General features: G+C 40.3%; 23 protein-coding genes. 7 read left to right on the top strand and 16 right to left on the bottom strand.

Annotated elements, in window-relative coordinates; all coding sequences use genetic code 11:
• Nucleotides 1-173 precede the first annotated feature (173 nt).
• From ptsP to PL11201_RS24875, 5 genes are all read right to left on the bottom strand, one after another.
• On the bottom strand, nucleotides 174-2,717 hold the full coding sequence (gene ptsP / locus PL11201_RS24855) for a phosphoenolpyruvate--protein phosphotransferase (protein WP_079681511.1): 2,544 nt from the start codon (nucleotides 2,715-2,717) through the stop codon (nucleotides 174-176).
• A 164-nt stretch (nucleotides 2,718-2,881) separates the two neighbouring features.
• Nucleotides 2,882-4,039: a restriction endonuclease gene (locus tag PL11201_RS24860; protein ID WP_079681512.1), complete on the bottom strand. Its 1,158-nt coding sequence runs from the start codon at nucleotides 4,037-4,039 to the stop codon at nucleotides 2,882-2,884.
• Nucleotides 4,020-4,913 (bottom strand): adenine-specific DNA-methyltransferase, encoded by an 894-nt coding sequence (gene yhdJ / locus PL11201_RS24865; RefSeq protein WP_234996834.1) that lies wholly within the window; start codon nucleotides 4,911-4,913, stop codon nucleotides 4,020-4,022. The genes PL11201_RS24860 and yhdJ overlap by 20 nt, the downstream gene beginning before the upstream one ends.
• Nucleotides 4,914-5,030: 117 nt before the next feature.
• Nucleotides 5,031-6,203, bottom strand: a complete 1,173-nt coding sequence (locus PL11201_RS24870; RefSeq protein ID WP_079681513.1) for a methyltransferase domain-containing protein — start codon at nucleotides 6,201-6,203, stop codon at nucleotides 5,031-5,033.
• A 264-nt stretch (nucleotides 6,204-6,467) separates the two neighbouring features.
• Nucleotides 6,468-7,430: a glycosyltransferase family 9 protein gene (locus PL11201_RS24875; protein WP_079681628.1), complete on the bottom strand. Its 963-nt coding sequence runs from the start codon at nucleotides 7,428-7,430 to the stop codon at nucleotides 6,468-6,470.
• A gap of 79 nt (nucleotides 7,431-7,509) precedes the next feature.
• Here PL11201_RS24875 and ispD point away from each other — a divergent pair, with 79 nt between their 5' ends.
• Nucleotides 7,510-8,202 carry a 2-C-methyl-D-erythritol 4-phosphate cytidylyltransferase gene (gene ispD / locus PL11201_RS24880; RefSeq protein WP_079681514.1) on the top strand — a complete coding sequence of 231 codons (693 nt, stop codon included), beginning with the start codon at nucleotides 7,510-7,512 and terminating at the stop codon, nucleotides 8,200-8,202.
• A 4-nt stretch (nucleotides 8,203-8,206) separates the two neighbouring features.
• Nucleotides 8,207-8,803, top strand: coding sequence for a hypothetical protein (locus PL11201_RS24885; RefSeq protein ID WP_079681515.1), 597 nt, complete (start codon nucleotides 8,207-8,209; stop codon nucleotides 8,801-8,803).
• On the opposite strand, the gene dusA is transcribed toward PL11201_RS24885, so the two are convergent.
• Together dusA and PL11201_RS24895 are read right to left on the bottom strand one after the other, a co-directional pair.
• Entirely contained in the window at nucleotides 8,727-9,725 is a 999-nt protein-coding gene (dusA, locus tag PL11201_RS24890; protein ID WP_079681516.1) for a tRNA dihydrouridine(20/20a) synthase DusA, read from the bottom strand. The genes PL11201_RS24885 and dusA overlap by 77 nt on opposite strands.
• A gap of 5 nt (nucleotides 9,726-9,730) precedes the next feature.
• A complete protein-coding gene (locus PL11201_RS24895) occupies nucleotides 9,731-12,223 on the bottom strand; it encodes a VIT domain-containing protein (RefSeq protein ID WP_234996835.1) in 2,493 nt (830 codons plus the stop codon).
• 290 nt (nucleotides 12,224-12,513) lie between these two features.
• Here PL11201_RS24895 and lpxB point away from each other — a divergent pair, with 290 nt between their 5' ends.
• Nucleotides 12,514-13,713 carry a lipid-A-disaccharide synthase gene (gene lpxB / locus PL11201_RS24900; protein ID WP_200816865.1) on the top strand — a complete coding sequence of 400 codons (1,200 nt, stop codon included), beginning with the start codon at nucleotides 12,514-12,516 and terminating at the stop codon, nucleotides 13,711-13,713.
• A 176-nt stretch (nucleotides 13,714-13,889) separates the two neighbouring features.
• Here lpxB and PL11201_RS24905 read toward each other — a convergent pair whose 3' ends face one another.
• Together PL11201_RS24905 and psbX are read right to left on the bottom strand one after the other, a co-directional pair.
• On the bottom strand, nucleotides 13,890-14,738 hold the full coding sequence (locus PL11201_RS24905) for a Ycf66 family protein (RefSeq protein ID WP_079681518.1): 849 nt from the start codon (nucleotides 14,736-14,738) through the stop codon (nucleotides 13,890-13,892).
• A 200-nt stretch (nucleotides 14,739-14,938) separates the two neighbouring features.
• Nucleotides 14,939-15,058 carry a photosystem II reaction center X protein gene (gene psbX / locus PL11201_RS24910; protein ID WP_071782561.1) on the bottom strand — a complete coding sequence of 40 codons (120 nt, stop codon included), beginning with the start codon at nucleotides 15,056-15,058 and terminating at the stop codon, nucleotides 14,939-14,941.
• 161 nt (nucleotides 15,059-15,219) lie between these two features.
• Between psbX and PL11201_RS24915 the strand changes: the two genes are divergently transcribed.
• The 3 genes from PL11201_RS24915 to PL11201_RS24925 all read left to right on the top strand — a co-directional run bounded on the left by PL11201_RS24915 (nucleotide 15,220) and on the right by PL11201_RS24925 (nucleotide 17,956).
• Nucleotides 15,220-15,501 (top strand): YggT family protein, encoded by a 282-nt coding sequence (locus PL11201_RS24915; RefSeq protein WP_079681519.1) that lies wholly within the window; start codon nucleotides 15,220-15,222, stop codon nucleotides 15,499-15,501.
• 174 nt (nucleotides 15,502-15,675) lie between these two features.
• Nucleotides 15,676-17,169, top strand: coding sequence for a tetratricopeptide repeat protein (locus PL11201_RS24920; protein ID WP_079681520.1), 1,494 nt, complete (start codon nucleotides 15,676-15,678; stop codon nucleotides 17,167-17,169).
• 292 nt (nucleotides 17,170-17,461) lie between these two features.
• Nucleotides 17,462-17,956 (top strand): hypothetical protein, encoded by a 495-nt coding sequence (locus PL11201_RS24925; protein ID WP_079681521.1) that lies wholly within the window; start codon nucleotides 17,462-17,464, stop codon nucleotides 17,954-17,956.
• On the opposite strand, the gene PL11201_RS24930 is transcribed toward PL11201_RS24925, so the two are convergent.
• A complete protein-coding gene (locus PL11201_RS24930; protein WP_079681522.1) occupies nucleotides 17,953-18,438 on the bottom strand; it encodes a hypothetical protein in 486 nt (161 codons plus the stop codon). The two genes, PL11201_RS24925 and PL11201_RS24930, sit on opposite strands and share 4 nt — an antisense overlap.
• A gap of 107 nt (nucleotides 18,439-18,545) precedes the next feature.
• Between PL11201_RS24930 and aroA the strand changes: the two genes are divergently transcribed.
• Nucleotides 18,546-19,895 carry a 3-phosphoshikimate 1-carboxyvinyltransferase gene (aroA, locus tag PL11201_RS24935; RefSeq protein ID WP_079681523.1) on the top strand — a complete coding sequence of 450 codons (1,350 nt, stop codon included), beginning with the start codon at nucleotides 18,546-18,548 and terminating at the stop codon, nucleotides 19,893-19,895.
• Nucleotides 19,896-20,061: 166 nt separating this feature from the next.
• Here aroA and PL11201_RS24940 read toward each other — a convergent pair whose 3' ends face one another.
• From PL11201_RS24940 to PL11201_RS24965, 6 genes are all read right to left on the bottom strand, one after another.
• Entirely contained in the window at nucleotides 20,062-20,328 is a 267-nt protein-coding gene (locus PL11201_RS24940; protein WP_079681524.1) for a type II toxin-antitoxin system RelE family toxin, read from the bottom strand.
• A 4-nt stretch (nucleotides 20,329-20,332) separates the two neighbouring features.
• Nucleotides 20,333-20,563 (bottom strand): hypothetical protein, encoded by a 231-nt coding sequence (locus tag PL11201_RS24945; protein ID WP_079681525.1) that lies wholly within the window; start codon nucleotides 20,561-20,563, stop codon nucleotides 20,333-20,335.
• 99 nt (nucleotides 20,564-20,662) lie between these two features.
• Complete coding sequence (locus tag PL11201_RS24950; protein WP_079681526.1) at nucleotides 20,663-20,866, bottom strand: hypothetical protein; 204 nt, start codon at nucleotides 20,864-20,866, stop codon at nucleotides 20,663-20,665.
• A 29-nt stretch (nucleotides 20,867-20,895) separates the two neighbouring features.
• Nucleotides 20,896-21,480 (bottom strand): LeoA/HP0731 family dynamin-like GTPase, encoded by a 585-nt coding sequence (locus PL11201_RS24955; protein ID WP_079681527.1) that lies wholly within the window; start codon nucleotides 21,478-21,480, stop codon nucleotides 20,896-20,898.
• A gap of 170 nt (nucleotides 21,481-21,650) precedes the next feature.
• Nucleotides 21,651-22,708, bottom strand: a protein-coding gene (locus tag PL11201_RS24960) for an IS630 family transposase (protein WP_144017631.1) whose coding sequence is annotated in 2 segments (ribosomal slippage) — nucleotides 21,651-22,313 and nucleotides 22,316-22,708 — 1,056 coding nt in all. Because the reading frame shifts where the segments join, the coding sequence is not laid out codon by codon here.
• A 72-nt stretch (nucleotides 22,709-22,780) separates the two neighbouring features.
• Nucleotides 22,781-23,824 (bottom strand): GTPase, encoded by a 1,044-nt coding sequence (locus PL11201_RS24965; RefSeq protein WP_079681528.1) that lies wholly within the window; start codon nucleotides 23,822-23,824, stop codon nucleotides 22,781-22,783.
• Nucleotides 23,825-23,839: the final 15 nt, after the last annotated feature.

A 23,839-nucleotide genomic window follows, 5' to 3' on the forward strand; every position in this document is an offset into this window, starting at 1 on the left:
TAACTGGTACGGGCGGGTTTTTTTAGATCTTTGTTAATCACCTAAATCTTGATGAACCCGCCCCTACAACTGATAACTGGTACGGGCGGGTTTTTTTAGATCTTTGTTAATCCCTAAATCTTGATAAACCCGCCCCTACAACTGATAACTGATAACTGATAACTGATGACTGATTAAAGTGCCCGCACATCCGCCCCCGTTTCGGCATTTAAGGCTTTTTGGGCTAATTCTTGACACTCCACTAAACTTAATTCTCGGATTTGTGCCTTAATTGTCGGAATACTGGGAACACTAACACTTAATTCCTTCACCCCCAAACCAATTAATAAGGGAATAGCTTGAGCATCACTGGCAATGCCGCCACAAACTCCCACCCATTTTCCTTCTTTAGTTGCTCCTTTAACCGTTAAATCAATTAATCGTAAAACCGCCGGATTTAACCCATCCACATAGGGGGCAAGTTTCGGATGTCCCCGATCCATTGCTAAGGTATATTGGGTTAAATCATTAGTTCCAATAGAGAAGAAATCTACCTCTTTAGCAAACTGTTCGGCCATGACTGCCGCCGAGGGAACTTCCACCATAATCCCTACAGAAACCGGGGGAAGATTTAACTTTTCCCGTTCTTCTTCTAACATGGCTTTTGCCATTCTAATTTCTTCTAATCGGGCAATCATCGGGAACATAATTCGCAACATTCCCGCCTCCGCCGATCTTAAAATAGCCCGAAATTGGGTTCTCAAAAGTTCAGGACGATCAAACCCAAATCTAATTCCCCGTTCTCCTAAAAAGGGGTTTTCTTCATGGGGAATGGGTAAATAGGGTAGGGGTTTATCTCCACCTACGTCTAAAGTCCGAATAATTAATGGTCTATCCTTCCCTAAAACCCGGGCAATACTACTATATATTTCCGTTTGTTCGTCTTCTGTGGGGGCAGATGTCCGCTCCATAAATACAAATTCTGTTCGCAATAAACCGACCCCTTCTCCCCCCAATTTCACGGAAGTTTCTGCCTCGGGTTTCCCCCCAATATTGGCAACAATTTCCATCCGGTGTCCATCGGTGGTGATGGCGGGTTTCATGGCATTAGCTAGATCGGTTTGCCGTTTTTTCGCAATTTCAACTAGCTGGGTTTTAACCCGCTCCATTTCTGCCACCGTCGGATTTAATTTTAATGTGCCTTTACTGCCATCTAAGATAACAGGTGTACCGTCGGGTAAATCTAAGACTTGAGGTTCAGTTCCCGCGATCGCTGGAATTTCCATAGAACGGGCTAAAATTGCCACATGAGAAGTCGAACCCCCGGCAACGGTACAAAATCCAATCACTTTTGAGCGATCCAAAGTTGCCATATCCGAAGGGGTTAAATCCTCAGCAATTAAAATAGTATTCTCAGGATAAATCGGCCCGGTTAAGGTAACTCCGGTGAGAATTCTTAATACCCGTTGCCCCACATCTCGAACATCATTTGCCCGTTGGGATAACAATTCATTTTGCAATTTTGCCAGTTGGGCTGCACTATTTGTAAAAGCTTGTTTCCAGGCAAAAGCAGCACTTTTTCCCTTATCAATGGTGCTGGTAGCAATATCAATTAATTCAGGATCTTCTAATAATTCCTGATGGGCGGCGAAAATAGCTGATTTACTCGGATCGCCCTGGCCATGAACATTAGCGCGTAACGCTTCTACCTCTAATTGGGCCTGTTCGATCGCCGTTTCTAACTTCCGCCTTTCTGTATTGGGGTTTTCGGCCTTTTCCGTCACCTCAATTTCCTGTTCCCTCACCCGGAAAGTTTGACCCACGGCCACCCCCGAGGATGCAGCTACCCCTAAAACCACATTAGGATCGTCCGAACGCCGACGGGGGGCCGGATTCGAGATTTCTCCTTGGGCGACACTGGCGGGGGCGGAAATGGGCAGACTGCCTTCTTCCCCTAACCCGGAACGCATGGCTTCGGTGAGTTCGGCGATCGCTTCAGCCGCATCTGGCCCCTGGGCCACCAAAACCACCCGATCGCCGTTATTGACTTCCATGGCCATTAACCCGACCACACTCTTAACATTGGCGTCTTGTTCGCCCCGTTGTAACCGAATTTTAGATTGATATTTTTTAGCTAAATTGGCTAAGACGGCCGAAGGTCTAGCGTGGAGTCCGGTAGGATTAGGAATAATAATTTCATCGGAGGTAATTGTCTCGGCAGAAATTGGGTTATTTTCAATTACTGTTGGGGCGAAAGTCAGTTCTAAAATAACGGTTTCTCCGGCCACAACATGACCCGAACTAGCTTGAAAAGTTGCCAATTGATCACTATTCGTAATCACAATTTGGGTGAGTAAACTTTTAGCATTTAGAGCGATATAATCGGGATCAAATTCTATTAAGGGATCGCCTGTTTGAATGCGATCGCCCATTTTAACTTTAGGACTAAACCCTTGCCCGCGTAACTTAACGGTATCTAACCCAATGTGCATTAATACTTCTAACCCTTCTGGGGTTTTTAATGTCACCGCATGATGGGACGGATGCAGTTGGATCACTTCCCCATCACAGGGGGCAATTAAAACCTGACTCACGGGGTCAATGGCTATTCCATCCCCAACCATTTTTTGAGCAAATACGGGGTCGGGAACCTGTTCAATGGGTAGAATATGTCCCGATAAAGGTGCTTTTAATAGAACGCCAATCCCTTTAGGAACTGGTGTTACAGTATTAATCATTGTCAAGTCCTATTTAAATGGTGTTTTTTAATCTGGGTGGGTTGTTCAACTCTGGATATTGTTTAAGATACAATTAACCTTTTGCCATTGTTCAAAAGTTTCTATTTTGTTTTAATTTGAAACAATTCTTAATATAAAACGGCAACTTATGGCAATATCAATGTCTACTCATCTTCAACTTCATTTTCATTGATCAAAATATCTTGTTCCTCTGCTTCTACATTAAATTCCACACGACTTTGTAAAACGATTTCTTCAATAACAGATGCACCTTTACCCCGTTCTAAAACCCTATCAAAATGACTCATCAGTTCGGGAATATTAATCACTTCTTCTACAGATTCCATATATTTTCTAACAATAGCTTTAATATTATATTTTTCCGTCGCTTTTTCTCTGATTTTGTTTAAGATTGTTTCAACGGTATGTTCTGTTTTCACAACAAAAGTAATCGGATATCTCTGAACCTTATCAATATCGAGAAAATATTTACCTGCATCAAGAGTTTCTGTGACTTGGAAAAATCTTCCCAGGGGTTTCATTACAAAATCTATACCCCCATCATTTGCGTTGGTTCGACCCGTTTTATATAAAACCAAATATTCCACGTTTAGTTCATCGAGTGACCAACCCCAATATATTTGTTGGTCTGCATAATATTCCTTCAAAATGGCGTAGCTGACAATTTCAAAAACTCTTGCATCTATATTAGGTTTCAGTAAATCTTTAATAAATTTAACCGCTTGTGAAGGATCTTGTTTCTGAATATCGATCATCTGTTGACAATAGATCATAAAGTCATTGAATGCTTGACCACGCGCCGCTATATAAGCATCAATAATATCTTTAATCGCTTCAGCAATATTTATTTGAGAATTATCAATAGAACATTTTAAGAGATTTTCATTAATCCAATATTTATTGGTTTTAGAATCTCTGATTATAGGTACATAAGATGACGTTGGAAAGTATTTTTTAAATTCTTCATTTAGTCTACTATTCAGGGCATGATTTTGGAGTTTACTTCCAAATGGAAGTTCTCGTTGTCTCTGAAGAAGTGTTGTAAATTTTGCCCCTTCATAATCACTATAACTGCCATTAATATGAAACTTATTATTTAGATAGTCCTCGATCAAGACATATATAGCATAATGATTTGCCAATCCTGCTCGTGACTTGGAACCACGATTAGCAGCTTTTGTCTTAATATTTAGATATTGTAATAACTCGCTAGAATCCAAGATTTTACTTCCCTGTTCAGGGAAATATATATTTAAAATTTCAGTAATCTTATCGGTAAATTCATGCTGTACTGTCGGCATTAAAAAGCTCCTTTTGGATGAAATCAAAATTTTGAATATTTTTATTTCTTCTAGTCTGTTTTTTCTGTGGAGGTAATAGCTTCTCACCTTTATATTCTTGCCATCCCAGAACTCGCCTTAGACCAATTTTAAGATACTCCTCTTGAGATTCTATGCTAATAGAAATTCTTCCTAATCGTTTGGCTACCGCACCTGATGTAAATGTCCCTCCAAATGGATCAAGTACAATACCACTCTCCTGACTACTAGCAAGAATTATCCTCTCTAGCAATGCTTCAGGCTTTTGGGAAGGATGGTTTTCGTATTCTTCCATAAGATATCTAACACGAGGAAAATACCAGACATTCCCCGGTACTTTTTCCGAATTATAGGGACTAGGAACAGATTTTCTATAATCAATTAACTTCCGTTGCGCGCCTGTTTTTGCTTCTATTTTAATATTATTCGAGTTGAATACATAATTACTTTTATTTTTAACACAATGAAGTAGGGGTTCATACATTGATCCAAAGTATTTTTTGGCTTGAACTCCTGAACTATCATAATGCCATATAATGCGACTCAGAATTACTATTTTATTTCTTAAATAAAGATCAAAATATGGCATCGCTTGGGTACTTGCCATCACATATAAACTTCCATTAGGCTTTAATATCCGAATACACTCATCTAGTAATTTATAAGCCCATACTGCATATTCTTCATCAGACTCCCACTTGTCATGGAAATTAGAGAATTGTTTCCCGATATTATAGGGAGGATCAATAAAAATTAGATCTACAGATTCAGATGTTATTTCACTTGACAAAATAGGTAAAGAATCACCGTGAAATATAATATGTCCCTGGTCTTCATATCGTTCAAACATTACCATTTTTTAGGAAAGTAATTGATAAACTAATAAAGTGTTTCGAGCTATTAGCGATCGCCCTAATCTAAAGTTACTAAATATCACCTTAGATCAGGACTTATTATAACTTTTTTTCACTATTTAACAACAACTAGAACTCGCAGGAGCGCAACAGGAACTATCAGAATTATTGATGGTAACGTGATAATGCTCTCCCTTGGTTTCTTCCGGTTTACGAATGGCATTCCGTCTACAATCGAATTCCGGGGCTGATTCTAGGGGGATAGTTTCATGGGGTAAAATTCCTAAAATATCTTGATAATAGGGGCCGTTTATGTTACTATAAATTTGGTAGGTTTTATCACAAACTGCCATCCGTTCCCCCCGATATAAAATATGTCCGTCATCGTCCATTACCTGTTTCCAGGGCCCTTTATAAATCACGGCTTGGTTTACATCTAAACAGGGGCCGTCTTTGCCTTTAAATGCAGTAACTGTTAGGGAACGAAACTCAATGCCATCAATCACTTGCCAAGGTTCCTCCTGTCGGGCTAATATCTCAACGCCATAAAATCCAGCCTGTTCAAAACGTTCTAAAAACTCATTTTCCCGAAAAGCTCCCGCAATACAACCACTCCAAAGATCGGGATCATTTAAAATTCTAGGTGTCGGATCTTGATCGCAAACAATATCAGAAATAACTGCCCGTCCGCCCCGTTTTAAGACTCGATAAATTTCTTGAAAGAGTTGATCCTTATCCTGGGGACGGACTAAATTTAAAACACAATTAGAAATAACAACATCAACACTGTTATCGGCAATTAAAGGGTTTTGTTGACGCAGGCGATCGCATTCTAACTCAAATTTCCCTAAGTCTTCAATTGATTGAATCGGATTAACCGTTAACCACCGTTGCACTTGATCTAAATCCAAGGCTAAATCCTGAATTTTTGCCTTAACAAAACTGGTATTCAAATAGCCTAATTTCTGAGCCATTTCCGGTTGATGGCTGCGGGAAAGAGCCAACATTGTATCATTAAAATCCACCCCGATCACTTGACCGGATGATCCCACTTTTTGGGCGATCATATAACAATTTTTACCCGCCCCGGAACCCAAATCAACTACGGTTTCCCCCGGGTTAACATAACGGGTGGGATCACCACAACCATAGTCCTTATCTATAATTTCCTGGGGAATAATTTCTAAATATTGATTTTCCTGATATTCCACCGGACAACATAGGGAAGGTTGTACTGTTTGCGCTCCGGCTTTGTAGCGTTCAATAACTGTTTCTTCAATATTGTAATTCATAGATTGTTGATAGCTTTAATTCAATTATAGTTTACAATTATGTTTCTTTCTCTAGGTTAGATTCGCCTAAATCCCTGAAAAGGGGGACTTTGAACTTTGGTTTTATCCTAGGTTAGATCCCCCTAAATCCCCCTTAAAAAGGGGGACTTTGAACTTGAGTTTTATCTTAGAGGGGTACTTTGAACTGGGGTTTTATCCTGAAAAAACGAGGAGTTAAATTGTCCATTTCCCCCCTTTTTAATGGGGTTAGGGGGGATCGAACATTTAGCCTCCCCAGATTTTTTTAATTACCTGCTCGGGAGAGATATCAGACATTTTGCCCGAAGGAGATTTAATCCCAATTACCCGATCGCTTTTTGGTAATAATTTAGCGGGTTCAGTTGGGCCAAATAAGGCAATTGTATAGGTTCCCACCGCAACGGCCAGGTGCATCGGGGCGCTATCGGTACAGAGCATTAAATTTGCTGAGGCGATCATCGCCGATAATTTACCAATATCCTCCGGTTGGGTGACTTTAACCTGGGGACAAGATTCGACAATTTGCCGCACTAACGCCCCATCTTCTGGCCCCTGGACAATGATCACGGGGAGGTTGGGTTGGCGCTGTTGAATATCTTGAATAATTTTTTGCCAACTGGCCACGGGGTAGATTTTATCAATGCCTTTTAGTTGGGCTAACTGGCTAGATCCGCCATGAATCAAAATATAACCACTATCCTTGACTCCTAAGCGTTTTTGTTCCGCTTCTCCCCAGTCGAGATCCAATTTAGGCACATTAATCGATAATCCTGAAAAGGGGGTAATAATGTCCAACCCTTTGAGCAGGTCATAATACATTTCGGCGGCGTATTGCTCTGGTTTTAAGGGGACTGGGTTGCTAATAAATAGCCCCTCACCCCCGCCTGCGTAACCAATGCGGGTGGGAATACCCGTTAACCACAATAACAATCCCACTGTCCAACTTTGACCCAGGGATACCACCACCTCATATTCCCGGTCACGGACAATTCCTAAAAAATTTCCCCAGTCGGCTAAACTGTTTCGTCCCTTGAAGTCATAGGTGAGAGTTTCAGAAACGGACTTACAAACCCGATAAGCTCCCCTGGCTCTGGGTTCTACCATAACAGAAATTTGGGCTTCAGGATAGGCTTGCTTGAGGCCATCCAGGGTGGGAAAAAACAGGATTTGATCGCCTATTCCACCTGGGACAAGGGCTAGTATTCTCATCATTAAAGAGTTAATCTACAAGATCAGCTTAATTCTAATACGAACACAGAGTTGTCAATCTTACCTCTAAATTTTCACAATGCACTTATTAATTCCGGCGGCGGGTATGGGACGCAGAATGGGGAGCGATCGCAACAAATTGCTCCTGACCCTATGGGACAAACCCCTATTAGCTTGGACACTCGAAGCGGCGGAGGCTTCAGCTTGTATTGACTGGATCGGGATCATGGGTCAACCCGTGGATTTTCCCGACTTTCAGGAAATTTTGGCCAGTGTTAATCTAACTAAACCCGTCGAGTTAATTCAGGGGGGCGAAACCCGTCAACAGTCGGTTTACAATGGCTTACAGGCCTTACCACCGGATGCGGAGCGGGTCTTAATTCATGATGGGGCGAGATGTTTGGCCACACCGGAGTTATTCGAGCGCTGTGGGGCGACGTTGCAGACCTGTTCGGGGTTAATTGCCGCTATTCCAGTCAAGGATACAATTAAGGTTGTTGATGAAAATGGGTTAATTTTAGATACACCCGATCGTCAACAATTATGGGCGGCGCAAACGCCCCAAGGGTTTGAGGTGAAATTATTAAAAGAATGTCATGATCAAGGAATTCAACAGGGTTGGGAAGTTACTGACGATGCGGCCTTATTTGAAAAATGTGGGTTATCCGTTCATATTGTCCCAGGGGAAGAAACTAATTTGAAAGTGACAACCCCTGTGGATCTAAGTGTGGCAGAATTTATTTTAAGATCAAGACTCAAGAATCGTGAATAAAAATATGATCACAATAACAACATTTAAGCAGAACTGGCTAAATATCTTAATTCGGGAGTTTATTAACCTCGGAATTATTAATTTATATTTAGCCTCATCCTTTAGTATTTTAGTAACATTAAATTCCCTAGCCTTAGTTAAATATGGTATTGATGGCTTTAACTACGGGATTACAATTATGGGCGCATTAGTTTTAGGAAAGGTGATTCTTTTATCGGAAAAACTCCCCATTGTAGAACGCTATGAACATAAACCCTTAATCATTTCGGTGGGTTATAAATCCGTTTTATTTACCCTCATTGCTTTATTTTTTAATAGTGTGGAACATTTAATCGTCGGTTTATTTCAACAAGAATCCCTGGAACGGATTTTAATAGAACTGCAAAATCAAGTTTCTCAAATTGATTTGTTTTATCAAATTCTCTGTTTATTAATTGTTTTTATTCCCTTCTTTACAATGAGAGAATTAAATAAAATCTTAGGAAAGGGAACCTTATTCAACTTGTTTTTTACCCGTAGGGATTTTAAGGTTGAGGAAGCTGCTTCAATGCTTGCTGAAGAACTTCTACTCCAGCATGGGTCAGATAGGCATTTTCACTAATATAACGTTTCCAGGCTTTGGTTCCGGGTTGTCGGGCAAATAACTCTAAAAAATGGCGGGTCATACTATTTAATTTTACCCCTTTTTGTAACCAATATTCCAGATAAGGATACATAGCTTCTATGACTTCCTGGCGGGTCAAGGGAGGTGTTTTTTCTCCATAGATTTCTTGATCCGCCGTTGCGAACAAATAGGGGTGATCATAAGCAGCGCGTCCGATCATCACAGCATCAACAAATTGTAGTTGATCTTTGACTTCTGCTAAGGTTTTAAACCCACCATTAATTTCAATAAATAGATGGGGAAACTCTTGTTTTAAACGATGAACTTCTTCATATCTTAAAGGGGGAATAGTCCGGTTTTCTTTAGGACTTAAACCCTGTAACCAAGCTTTGCGAGCATGAACACTAAAGTATTGACATCCGGCGTTAGAAACGATTCTGACAAAATGGGCCATATCTTCATATTTATCCTGGTCATCAATACCAATTCGATGTTTAATAGTCACCGGAATATTAACCACTTTTTGCATCGCTTCTACTGCTTGAGCGACTAACTCCGGTTGCGCCATTAAACACGCCCCGAAATTGCCATTTTGCACTCGATCACTGGGACATCCGACGTTTAAATTAACCTGATCATATCCCCGATCTTCGGCTATTTTGGCACAGGTTGCCAGATGATTGGGATTATCTCCTCCTAATTGTAATACGAGGGGTTTTTCTTCGGGAGAAAATCCTAATAACTGCTCTTGATCTCCATGTAAAATTGCCGCCGTTGTCACCATTTCTGTATAGAGCAAAGTTCGCTGGGTGATTTGTCGCATAAAATAGCGATAATGGCGATCTGTGCGATCCATCATCGGTGCAATACTGAGGGGATAAATCGGATTTAAGGTTAAAGTTGAAGTCGAAAAATTCATTAAATTTAGGATTTTGTTGCTTTTAATTCTAGGGTGATTTTGAGTTTTCCGGTTACGGGGTTAGAAGGTTGCCAAGTTAGGAGCGATCGCCGAATTTGATCAATAATCATCGCCTGTTTGAGATTATTCTCTAAATCCAGATTAGAGTCAATATCATCAAAAATGGCTCGTTGGACATTCCCTCGATCAATGATCATTTCAAAGGTGACTTTTCCATTGATTTCATCAGCTAAATTCAACCCTTGGAAATAACGGTTGAGGTCATTAATTAGGGTGCGATCGCTAATTCCCGTAACTTCAACAACTGTTATTTTTACCGGACTATTTCCAATTAAATTAATATTTGTGGGTTCCGGGCTTATTCCCCGAACGGGAGGGGGCGGTGGCGCAATTTCTGGACTACGTTGACTGCCATAATTATTATAACCAGATGCAGAACGAGTTGGCCCGAAATTAATAGCAGCAGATGAGGGTAATTGAGTGGGCTTGGCTGCGTCAAAAATACCGCCATAACTCACCCCTTGGGGCAATTCTAGGGGAACTTCTACGGTGTGACGAGTTCCATTGGGATCGACCCGAACTTCTTCGCTCACGGCGACAAAAGCGGTATATTCAGACAGTAATTGATAGGCTAAAGCGGTGCGTGTTACCCCTTCAACCCCCGATTTTGTTTCCCCAGAAAACATTTGATTCATCAGGTCTTTAATTCTCGCCCGCCCCCACAATTTAGCAATGGCAATGTTACCCGATTCGTTATTATTGATCTCAGGAAAATTAACGGGTAAGGTTTGTTCATAGCGATCGCCTTTTGCAGTTATTCCGGTAATTTTTAATAAGCCATTGCGACGATCTAATTTACGTCCAAATAAGACTAAGGGTTGATTATCAAACAAATCCGATAAGCTGACCGGATAAATTTCTGGTTTTAATCCTTCTCCTTGCCAACTGATTTCAATATCTGTTAGAATGGGGCTATTAATTTGTCTAAAAAAGGTTTCTACAACAGCTTCTGTGGCTTCATCTTGACGCACAATTTGGGTTGTTCCCCGGCCAATTTCTCCCAAACGATTGAGTAAAAATCTATTTACAGAACTTCCCACCCCAAAGGCATAAAATCTATTTCCGGGTTTAAGTTTATTTTGAACTTCTGCAATCACTTCCTGATCATTTCCAATATATCCATCTGTTAATAGAACAATACTGCGTAAGCGACCCTGAGAGGGAGAGGGAAACTTCATAACCGTCTGGATTCCATTTAATAATTCCGTCCCGCCATTAGCTTCTAATTGATTAATATAATTGATCGCTTTTTGTCGGTTATCTGGGGTATTTTCTAAGGGAGTTTCTGATAAAGTATTGGTGGTATTAGCAAAATCAATAATATTAAAGGTATCTTCGGGATTTAATCCTTGAATAAATCGTTTCATTAATTCTTGAGATTTTTTAAGCGGATCTCCTTCTTGGGAACCGGAAGTATCCATCAGAAAAATAACGTCTTTTGGAATAATTTGATTCGGATTATAACGAATTGCAGGTAACAAATAGGCGGCAAAATGTCCCCCCTGTTGATTCGCTTCTGTTAATACCGTTGCTCTTGTATTTTCTCCTGAAATTTGATATCTTATAATTAGATCTTTATTAGGAATTTGATCGGATTGATCTAAACTAACAAATATCCGATTTCCCTGCTGTTGGGTAATAATTTTATGGGAAGTTGAACGCACATTTTCAATCGAAACTCCGGCATCAATTTCCAGATCAACTTGAATTTTATGGGGGGATTTTGTCTCTCGGTCAATAATAGGAGGCGTGATTCGATCCGCATCGGGAACCTGATTAGTATTGGGTTGATTTTTATTAATTAATTGACCGGGAATATAACGGGGGCCAACCACCATGGGAAACACAAATTCATAGTTTCCTCCTTCAAATTTTAATTGATCAATATAGCGAATAGTTACGGATATTTGTTCGCCGGGTTGAATATTAGCAAGAGATTGGGTAAAGATATTATCTCGCTCCTGCTCTAATAAGGCGGTAGTGCGACCTTGATCTTTTGCCCGTTGATAGATTTCCTTCGCGTCTTCTCGGGTTTCAATTCTGGATTTGATGGTGCGATCGCCGATTTTAATTACCATCTGATCAACGGCGGCTTGATCAGGGAGAGGAAATACATAAATCGCTTCTAAAGGTTCTTTAAATGGATTTTCAAAGGTTTGAGAAACTTCAACCTGTGAAACATTCCCGGAAATTTTAGCTTTAACTTGGGTTTGTTTTAGGGGAAAAACTTGGCTTTGAGTTGCAGACTGAACATATAAACCCCCTAATGGTTTTTCCGAGAGTTGTTGAGGAAGTTGTGCTAATTTCAACCCTGAAGATTGACGATTCAACTGTTGAGGTAAACTAGCAAAAGTTGGGGGTGTATTTCCAATAAAATTTAAACTACTAAAAATCATAATTCCCAAGGAAAGTCTGGCTATCGTTGATAAAGAGTTCATAAATAAAATTGTCATTATTTTAGTTAGACTATCAGTTAGGTCTACTGACTAAGACCCAATTCTGAGTATAAACGTTCCTGAGCTAGATCACTTTTTGAGATTCCCAAGACTCCTGTAGGAAAAGCTAAGTTTGCTGTCTGTGAGTGACGATTGTATCGTTTTTTGCCGCGTCTGAATCATCAGATTTTTAGGAAAATCCAGCAGGGACTCAATAAACGGCTATAATCCATAGTGAGGTTATTAATAAAACGGCTCTAGTCCGTCCTCAAGTTATTAATTATTGATTTCTAATGCTGGCAAATAAACCCCCAATTCGGATTTTTATTAGTACGGGAGAAGTCTCAGGCGATTTACAAGGATCAATGTTAATTGAAGCTCTGTTAAGACAAGCCAAAAACCAAAATATCTCTACAGAAATTATAGCATTGGGTGGGGAAAAAATGGCCGCAGCCGGAGCAATATTATTAGGAAATACTACAGGTATCGGTTCCGTTGGGCTTTTAGAATCTATCCCTTATATTATTCCGACTTATTTAATCCAGCAAAAAACCAAACAATATTTAAAAAGTCATCCTCCCGATATTGTGATTTTAATTGATTATATGGGGCCGAATATTGGCATCGGAAATTTCATTAAAAATCACTTCCCCCAAGTGCCGATCTTCTATTATATTGCACCGCAAGAATGGGTGTGGTCATTGGGTTCAAAGAGTACGGAACAAATTGTGAAATTAAGCCACCGAATTTTAGCGATTTTTCCTGAAGAAGCCCGTTATTTTCAATCAAAAGGTGCTCAGGTAACTTGGGTGGGCCATCCCTTATTAGACCGGATGAAAACGGCTCCCAGTCGAGAAGAATCTCGGATCAAATTAGGGATAGAACCGGATGAAATTGCGATCGCGTTACTTCCGGCGTCCCGATGGCAAGAAATCAAATATTTAATGCCGATATTGTTGGAAGCAGCACAACAAATTCAAGATAAAATTCCTGGAGTTAAATTTTGGATTCCGGTGTCTTTACCCGAATATGAAAATGCCATAGAAACAGCTATTAAAAACTATCAATTAAATGCGGTTTTAGTTTCAACAAAATCAGGAAATTGTCAAACCTTAGAAGTGATATCTGCCGCTGATTTAGCAATTACCAAATCAGGAACCGTTAACTTAGAAATTGCCTTATTAAATGTTCCCCAAGTTGTGGTTTATCGGGTGAGTAATTTAACCGCTTGGCTGGTTCGTCGTTTCTTAAACTTTTCAGTTCCGTTTATTTCCCCTACCAATTTAGTCCAAATGCAAGCCATCGTGCCTGAACTGGTACAAGAAGAAGTAACCCCTAAAAATATTGTACGAGAAGCAATAGAATTACTCACAAATCAACCCAAACGACAGGAAATATTAAATCGCTATCAACAGATGAAACAAGCATTAGGAGAGGAAGGAGTGTGCGATCGCGCAGCTTTAAAAATTCTCAATAGTGTAAAATTGACATAAGATAAAATAAGATTTAAAATAGGAGGAATACACAGATTAACACAGATTAAAAATCCGTGAAATCCTCTTAAATCCGTGATCCCCATTACCTATTAAAAAAAAATTAGGAACTAGGCAGGGAAACAATATAACCCTAATGCCTAATTCCTAAACCCTTGATTAATTTTTTAGGGGTTTTATCTTTCAAAATTGGAAGAACTATCAACCTCATCATCAGAATAGTCTACGGGTCGATATTCAACATAATCCGTTGAATTATCATTCGGACGGCGATCTTCAGAATAGCGATATTCCGAAGAAGCAGAGGGACGACGGCGAGACCGTGGTGCATCAGAAGCAGAAGTTGTCCAATCCTCTCGATCTACCGCAGGCGCTGCGGGAGGACGGTTAGAGCGACTTTTGGGAGGTCTTTGTTGCCGTTCTCTAGGGGGTTCTCCCCAATCCGAGGTCGGTTCTGGACGAGATTCTGGACGAGATTCTGGACGAGATTCTGGACGGGGACGACGTTTGCGAGGACGCTCCTCCGACGGCGGGTAGTCAACGGTGCTACTTTTGCGACTAGAGGGACGCCGACGCACCGAATCATCTTCATAAGCATCGGCTCGGCTCAAACGAGTATCACGACTCCCGCGAATTTGACGGGCCATTGGCTGATATTCTCCCGTTGGTTCGAGTTCGTCCAATTCTGCATCCACCCGATAAACGTCACTGACATAGCGTTCATCGTCTACAATTGGCCCTCGTTCCTTAGCTTGGACAACAGCAATTCCTCTGAGGCGAACACTTTCCACCGCAAAGAAAACTGCACTTCCAGTTAATAAAAATTGACCAAAGGCTAGAATTGGATCAAGTCGCCATCCTTGAAACAACAGAATCCCGCCACAGAGTAAGGCAATGGCGGCAAAGAAAATATCATGATCCCGTGCTAGTTTTGGCCGCCAAGAACGCAGGAAATATAATCCAGCACCAGAAACCGCGAGGGCAATCCCCACTAAGCTGCTGAAATTTAAACCTAAATTAACCATTATTTTTTCTCCTATGCCAGTCCTATTTTAGCGATTTCTTTTGAAAATCTCTAATCACCGACGCTTGGGGCTGGGTATTTTGGCAAAAATAAACATTAGGGGCCATCGATTCAGATAGAATTCTGATTCTTAGCCCCTAAGTCTATAGGTTCAAGCAGGATTTTGGCAAGTCTGCCTAGACCCGTTTCCAGATCACCAGTCTAGGAACGAATGACTTTATCTTTTTTGCTGATAAAGAGCAGACCGACAGTTGCAGGAATTACCACAATTAGGATTCCAGCCAGCAAACTATAGAAAAAGTTCATTAATGAAGGTGTCATAACAAATGTAATCCTTGTCTTAGATTGATTTCTTGGTTTACCAGTTTAACAAAATTTCACAATATTGAGAAGACATTCCTCTATTTATGAGAAAATTTCCCAAAACCGCTAAAATTGATCTGATAAACAGTAACAAAACTTAAAATATTTTTTCTGATCCTATGGATACAACAACGATTTTAACGTGGGGTTTAGGTTTGATTCTGGGTTTGATGACCTTTTTGTTTATTTTCCGAATCGTCCTCACCTGGTATCCCCAAGTCAATCAACAGCGTTTTCCCTTTAACCTAATTGTTTGGCCCACCGAACCCTTTTTAGTCCTTACCCGCAAAATAGTTCCCCCAGTAGGAGGAGTAGATATTACCCCGATTATTTGGGTGGGACTATTTAGTTTGTTACGAGAAATGCTCCTCGGTCAACAGGGTTTATTAAGAATGATGTGAACTCCCCAACAAACAGGAGGATAAAACGGATATTTTCCTTTTCACCCCAAAGGGTGAGAGGTTAACCTTTGAATATTAGTGGATCAGGATTTAGATCAAAACGGTGTATTATGTCCGAAGATCCTGGTCGTTTTGCCCAGAATCCTAATAACAACTATATTTCTAAGTCTATTTATGTTACGCCGAATTATTCAATTTTTCAAACGACTGATTCAACGGCTGTTCGGGAAGCAACCTACTCCTCCATCGCCCTCCGTCCAGACGACTCCAACTCGGACAGATACGGAATATGAAGCCCTATTTCTGCAACTGTTAGACACCTTACAACCCGCCAGCAGTCGGGGACAAATTAAGGGATGGTTGATAGGTAATCGGGTGCAAGAAACGGAGTTAGTGGCTTGGTTGGAACGGTTTGGAACTCGTTTACAGGAAACACCCAGTCAACACGAAGAACTCGCACAACGCTTGGTATTTTTAGCGGGTCTGGATGTTGGTGATTTGGGAGATGTGGCGGGAAGTATTGGGAGAAGCATTTTAGCTCAATTAACTTCAGAAGCTGAGGTGACAACTTCAGATATTAATGAGATTAAACCGATCATTGATGCAGAATTTATTGAGGATGGATTGAGGGTTGCTACTCCGGTGAATCCTTCTAATAATATTGAGGTTTCTCCGATTATTGATGCGGAATTTATTGGGGGTGGTGTTACCCATTCAACAGAAGAAGAAACTCCAATAGTTGACGAAACTCCCGTTAGTTACCAACCGGAAATTATTCCCGAAGAAACTCCAATAGTTGACGAAACTCCCATTAGTTATCAACCGGAAGTTATTCCCGAAGAAACTCCAATAGTTGAGGAAAACCCCATTAGTTACCAACCGGAAGTTATTCCCGAAGAAACTCCAATAGTTGAGGAAAACCCCGTTAGTTACCAACCGGAAGTTATTCCCGAAGAAACTCCAATAGTTGACGAAACTCCCATTAGTTACCAACCGGAAATTATTCCCGAAGAAACTCCAATAGTTGACGAAACTTCATCGGAGGTTAAAGAATGGTTCGAGCAAGGAATTAAACAAGATGAAGCTGGAGATTTTCAGGGAGCTTTAGACTCATTTGATCAAGTGCTTAAACTGCAACCGAATCATATTTGTGTTTGGTTTTATCGAGGTAATACCCTCAGAAATTTAGGCAGAATTGAAGAAGCCTTATCCTCCTTTGAACAGGCGATTATCCTACAACCCGAATATGCAGATGCTTGGAATAATCGAGGTAGTGTTTTAGAAGTTTTAGGGAATATGGAAGAAGCCTTAAAATCCTATCAACTTGCAGTTGATTTAGAACCCAATGATCCCTATATTTGGAATAATCGAGGAAACGCTCTATCGGATTTAGGACGATTAGAAGAAGCCTTAGAATCCTATCAACAGGCGATTCAATTAGAGCCTAATTATTTTAATGCTTTATATAACCAAGGCATTTCACAACTCAATTTAGGAAGATTAGAAGAAGCCTTAATTTCCTTTAATCAGGCGCTGGAATTGCAACCGGATGATGCCGATGTTTGGTATAATAAAGGTCTGACATTACAGGATTTAGGACAAACAGAAGCAGCCGTTGCAGCCTTTGAAAAAGTCAAAGAATTACAACCGGATGAAATCGAAGGTTAAACTGGTAGGGGTTGGGTCTCCCAACCCTCTTGGGCTGTGGGTTTAGAGAGAGGCTACCCTACAAATTTCATCACAAATCCTACAAGGATTACTATTGCTGTGGTATTTTGTGGGGGATTTCATATATAGCAGTTGCCACATCTATTAGGACATTCTTGAAAGCTAAAAGCTACTTATAGTAAGTATTTACCTATTGCCCATTGCCCATTCCCTATTGCCTCTTGCTATAAAATGCGATCGCTATCCTTCCAAAACACCGGACAATAATTAAGGCTGAATATCCTAAAATATTGTGAAACTTTTTGACGAAATTCGTTTTAACCCCTATTTATTAAAGATCGTGACCGTGGTTGCGATCGCATTTTCCCTAAACAGTTGTAGCAGTAAACCCGCCGACTGCATCAAACTAATCGGTATGATCAATGAAGGTCAAACCTTAGTAGTTAACCTCAGTCCTAAATTAGATGGGACAACCACCCAACAACTGTCTCAAGAATTAAACAGTATTGCCAAGGAGATAGAAACCCTAACCATTAAAGATCAATCCCTACAAACCTTTCAAAAAAACTCAACCCAACAGTTTAAAGACTTATCTAATAGTCTCAAACAAATCGCTGAAGCCCTAACCATTGCGGAGAAAGCCCCCGTTACTCCCGAAGGGAAAAAACAACTATTAGAAGCTCAACAAAAGGTCAAAGAAGCCGGAGAAAAAGCCAAACAAATTGTTTCCAACAACGAGGTATTATTCAAAGAATTAGTTAACTATTGCCCCAGTAAAAAACCCTAATGATGAATTTCCAGACTTAAAACATAACGACCCATTTGCAAATTTTCTGACCAGAGTTCGTATTCCAAACGCACATATTCCGGCAGAGGATGTCCGACCAATTCCAACTTCCGAGTAAAATTACGCAGACGCAATTGACTGGCCATAGCTTGTAAATCCGTTTGTAAATAATAGCGACTCAAGCCATACATTCCCTGTTGCCATAAATGACGATAACTATATTTCCCCTGTCCCTGCATCGTCATCACCGCCCGATAGGGAGACACCTCCAGCCACAATAGACGGGGTTTCTGGGGAGGTTTTGCCGTTTCCTGGGGCAAAATATCAGGCTCCCATTCCACTAACGCCGGTTCATGTAACAATAAATGGAATTGATCTCGCTCCTTCTGATAGAGGGTTGCCGACCCCTCAATTAAAGAGCGCAGGGGTAAGTCTACGGCAACTAAAGACAGACTCACGGGGACGCGATAGTGTGTTAACATAACTCATCTCAATATTAGGTAAAATTCTCGATGTTTCCAATTTGCTTAGAGTCGAGAAAGCGGTAGGATCACTTTTAGAAATCAGTGGCCTAATCTAAAATCATAAAATGCAAGAGACTATCGTAACAACAGAAAATACAGAAACTGAGCAAATATTAACAATACACCCCCCCAAATCGGGATTATCCTTACAAGGTCGCATTCGCATTCCTGGGGATAAATCGATTTCCCATCGCGCCTTAATGTTAGGAGCCTTAGCCCAGGGTGTCACCACCATCGAAGGGTTATTGTTAGGAGCAGACCCCCGCAGCACCGCCGAATGTTTTTCTCGGATGGGGGCAGAAATTTCCGAGTTAAATTCCGAACGGGTAGAAGTCAAAGGCATTGGACTGGGTAATCTGCAAGAACCCCTGGAGGTTTTAGACGCGGGAAATTCCGGTACAACCCTACGGTTAATGTTAGGAATACTCGCCTCCCACCCCGGACGATTTTTTAGTGTTACCGGGGATAGTTCCCTGGTACGTCGGCCCATGTCCCGGGTAACTAAACCCTTACAACAGATGGGGGCTACCATTTGGGGCCGTCAAGGGGGATCTTATGCGCCCCTAGCGGTTCAGGGCCAAGCCCTGCGCCCGATTCATTATATTTCCCCTATTGCTTCAGCCCAGGTGAAATCCTGTATTCTGTTAGCCGCGTTGATGACGGAAGGAGAAACCACCGTTACCGAACCCGCCCTATCCCGGGATCACAGTGAACGAATGTTAAGGGCATTTGGGGCTAATTTAACCGTTGAACCGGATACTTATAGTGTAACCGTTAAAGGCCCAGCAGAACTGCACGGTCAGCACGTTGTGGTTCCGGGGGATATTAGTTCGGCGGCTTTTTGGTTAGTGGCGGCGGCCATTGTTCCCGGGTCGGAATTAGTGGTAGAAAATGTGGGGGTGAACCCGACTCGCACCGGAATTTTAGAAGCCTTAGAAAAAATGGGAGCCAATCTGCAATTAGAGAATGAACGGACTGTGGCGGGGGAACCAGTGGCGGATATTCGAGTGAAATATGGCGCGTTAAAAGCCTGTGAAATTGGGGGGGATATTATTCCTCGATTAATTGATGAAATTCCAATTTTAGCGGTAGCCGCGACTTTTGCCGAAGGAACAACGATTATTAAAGATGCGGAAGAATTAAGGGTGAAAGAAAGCGATCGAATTACGGTAATGGCGACTCAAATGAGTCAATTGGGAGCTAAAATTAGTGAACGTCCCGACGGCTTAGAAATTACAGGGGGTTTTGCTTTAAAGGGGACAGAAGTTGATAGCGATACGGATCATCGCATTGCTATGAGTTTAGCGATCGCGGCTTTAAATTGTCAAGGAAAAACCACGATTCACCGCGCCGAAGCCGCCGGAATTTCTTACCCGAATTTCGTTGCTACGTTAACCGAAATTTGTACGGTTTAAAATTATCACAAACACTCAAGAAACCGGGTTTCTGATTATTTGAGAAACCTGGTTTTAATAAGAGCGATCGCAGTTAACCAAACCTGAGCATTATTATACTCAAAATAACCAGTATTTCACAATCAAATGAAGCAGAAACCCAATTTTAATAAGATGCTATTCAAGATTATTCATACACTTGACGGCGATGTGCAATCACAATCACAATAACTATAATTTGCTTTTTTTCCTCATTAATAGAATAGATAACTCGATAGTCTCCAACACGATAACGATAATATCCAGCTAACTCGCCTTTAAGGGGTTTAATATTAGGATGGTAACGAGGGGTAATTTTAATTGTATGAAAACAGCGATCTAACTTTTTCTGAAGGGAAGCAGATGCTTCTTCAAAAAAGTCCTGAGCTTCACTATTAATAACAATTTCATACATAAAATTAATATTTCCGTTTGAGTTTATCAACAGAAATCAATCGTTCTTCTAAAACATCTTCTTTGCCTTTTTCAAAAGATTCTTTAAACCCAGGAATTTTCAGTAATTCTTCTGTTGCTTCTTGACTTTCTCGTTCTGCTAAATACGATAAAAAATCCGCAGCTACCATCAGTTTTTCAGGAGATAGCTGATCAACATACTGTTTAACTTGATTGCGAATATCGGTAACGTTCATAAAGTGCTTTTGAATTTGGTTATTGTCTATTATATAATTTTTTTGAAGAATGCGATCTCTCACCCATAAACCTACTTATAAACACCATTTTTACTAAATTTAACTTTCATCCTTCACCCAATTTGTCATATCTACAAAATCATGTTCATCATATTTTTCAGGTGAATAAAAATTTTTACTAATTTCTTTCATCTCTTGATCACTGACATCAGGAATTAAAACTTGCATTAACGAGAGACGTTCTTCTCTAAGAACTTCTCGAATGCTTTCTTTCATCAGTTGTTTTAAGGTTTCCATTTCCATAAGTTTAGAAAAGCGATCGCTCTTATAATTTAAGTATCTGAATTGTTGCTGATTCGGCTAATATAATCAAGGATTGTTCCTAAATTATTGCGGATTTTTATAAGTTTTTGCAACCCAGTATTAGAAGCTGCTATCGCCTCTTGTTGGTCTTGGCGGGCTTGGGCTATTTTCTTGTCAATTTCTTCATAAACTTGCTGCTCGAAATCCTTCTCATGCTGCAAGATTTGATCTTCTAAATCTTTAGCAATGACTTGAAAATGACTGGTAATATCTCGGCGTATATCTGCCATTTTTTGTTGACGTTGATGCTCATTGTGCATTTCCCAAGCCTCAACCCCAACAGACACTAACGCTAAAGCAGGGCCTAAAAAACTAGCAACATTTCCAATATCTTTAGCAATTCCCACTGCTTGCCAAGGTTTAAACTTAAATCCGACAAATTTGCCAACTTCTAAAACAGCTTGATGCAAACTACTACCCGCTACATCTATAGAATGTAAAAAGCCTTCTGCTCCAGTTTTTAGAAAATTGTTGGTAGCCAGTTTAGAAACTTGTACTCCTGCGGTTTCGCCAATGGCTTTAATCCAGGTGACTTGACTTTTTAGACGTTCCATATCTATGCCTGTGCTAAAATTATTAGCCGAAACTGTTTGATTTTTGTCGAGGCAAGCAACAAAAGACTGAACTAAATTATCCTGAAAAATGGCTTCAAATTCTTGGCGAACATCTTCTACCGCAGCAGTAAGTAGGTGGGCGAGAAAATCAACAAGTATGTAACGAAAAGTTAACTTGGTTGTTGCTCCGAGTGAAATTTCATCCGTTGTGTGGTGTAGTTTCCTCTTTCTGCCCTAGCTTGAATACCATTAATTACCGCATAAGCTAGGTCTAATTCATCCTCAAATGTTTGTCCTGATAGTTCATCTTTTTTGAGATGTTGCCACTCTAATTCAATCGGATTCATTTCGGAACAATATTTAGGTAAACAGAAAATATACAAACCCATACTTTCCCATTTTGGCCAGAGTTTTTTCACCTCATGGCATTGATGTATCGGGCTATTATCTTGGACAATAACTCTCATCCGTCCGGCTTTTTCAGCCTCTGTTGCTTCTTGTTCCATCATTTGGATATAACACTTGCGATTCACACCTCCAATCACCAAGCCGTAAACAAAACTGATTTGCTGTTGCAAAAACCCAATAATACTTAATCTTCGACCCCGACGATGTGTTTGTTCTAAACGTTTTTGTTCCCCTCTAAAATAATAGGTGTAACCCGGTTCACTCCACAGACAAAAACCCGATTCATCTAAATACTTTAAGTCAATTTCTCCAGCCGCAGCCGATAATTCCAACATCTCTAAATCTGCCTGTTTCTGAGCACGGACTATCGGATCTTGTTTTCCTTTGTGGCTCTTTCTGGCTCGCTTCCAATTCACCCCCTTTTTTTGAGCACCCGTCTTAATCTATCGGGACTCAATTTAATCGACCGTTCTTGTTCTAATTTTTGGGCTAATTGCTCAGAGTTGTATGTCCGGGGTTCTCTTCTGAGACATTCTTCTAAAAATACTAAGTCCTCTTCTTTCCACTTGGCTTTCCCCCCGCGACCTGGTTTTTCCCATAACCCTTCTAGCCCCAACTTTTCCCATTTGTGCAACACTTCTCTGACAGTCTGTGCCGTCCAATTGAAATAAGTTGCTATTTTTTCGACGTACCAACCTTGTGAGTTTAAGCGAATCACTTCGGCTCGGTCTTTAACTTTCTGTGGTATATCTGCTGTTCTCAGGTTGAACAGGGTTTTGTCTTGCTCACGAGTTAGAAATACCCTTAAACGAGCACCCATATTTTCATGACCTCGGTAGATTTCTTCTTCCTCTTTATTTATCTTTACATACTTTCGTTTCTTCCTGCCTACCTACTTAATAACATTTTGTAATTCTGCTTCGGCTGTTTCATAATGTTTTTTAACATTCAGTTCACTTTGTTGATTTAAGAGAGCGAAATCTTCTGTTCCTACCGCATTTGCTAAAACTGTTCCTTCTTTGACAATATGTGAGGACATTTTTAAAGTAATATTTTTAACTTTCGTTTGTAAACGACTGCGTTCTTTACGAAGAATGCGGGAAAGACGAGTTAAAATCTCTAAAAAAGCATTATCTTCAGGGGAATTTCGAGTAAAAATTAATTCCGCTTCATCAACAAAACCTAAAGCAATCCGAATGGGAGTATCGAATTTCACGAAAGCAGAGCGTTTTTGAACAAATTTATTTAAAGCATCAATAAAAGTTTGAAAACGACTAATTTCTATCAGAAAATCTTCTTTTTCATCAATACCTTCACAGTAATCTTTTGCATCAATAAAACAAACCGGAAATTCATCAAAACTATAGGGTTTTAGTGCTTGAGCTAAACTTTCACGATAATGAGCAATCAGTTCTTCTTCTTCTCCGGCTCCATCTGACATTTTATTAACAACTAACATCATTTTCCAGCGATAACCTTTGTTATAGGCTAAGTTTTTGAAATTCTCAACTGTGATAGAGTCAAACAGCATATAAGTTAGACAAAATACCAGTAAGTCAGCTTTATTAATTGCCTCGTATGTAATTTGATCATGATCTTGGCGTTCAGTAAATAACCCTGGCGTGTCAATAATTTTAATCCCATTCCAGTTATAAGCGGTTGTTATATCGGTAGCAATATCCGCATCAATTTTAATATCTCTGTTTCCCGTTAATGCAGAAATTATAGTTGATTTACCTGAGCTATATTGCCCAATAAAAGCAACGCTTAAAACCCCATCTTCTCGATATACTTTTAACTCCTCTCGCAGCTTTTTCTGAATTTCCGTCAGTTCCGGGAGATTGGCTTCAGCGAGTGATTTCTCAAAATAAGCCAAGATTTTATTAAATTTTTCACCTACTATAGCTGATTTAAAGATAGAGTTTTGAGCAGCCATTTTTTTCTTCCTTAA

The organism is Planktothrix sp. PCC 11201 (assembly GCF_900009135.1).
Taxonomy (GTDB): Bacteria; Cyanobacteriota; Cyanobacteriia; order Cyanobacteriales; family Microcoleaceae; genus Planktothrix.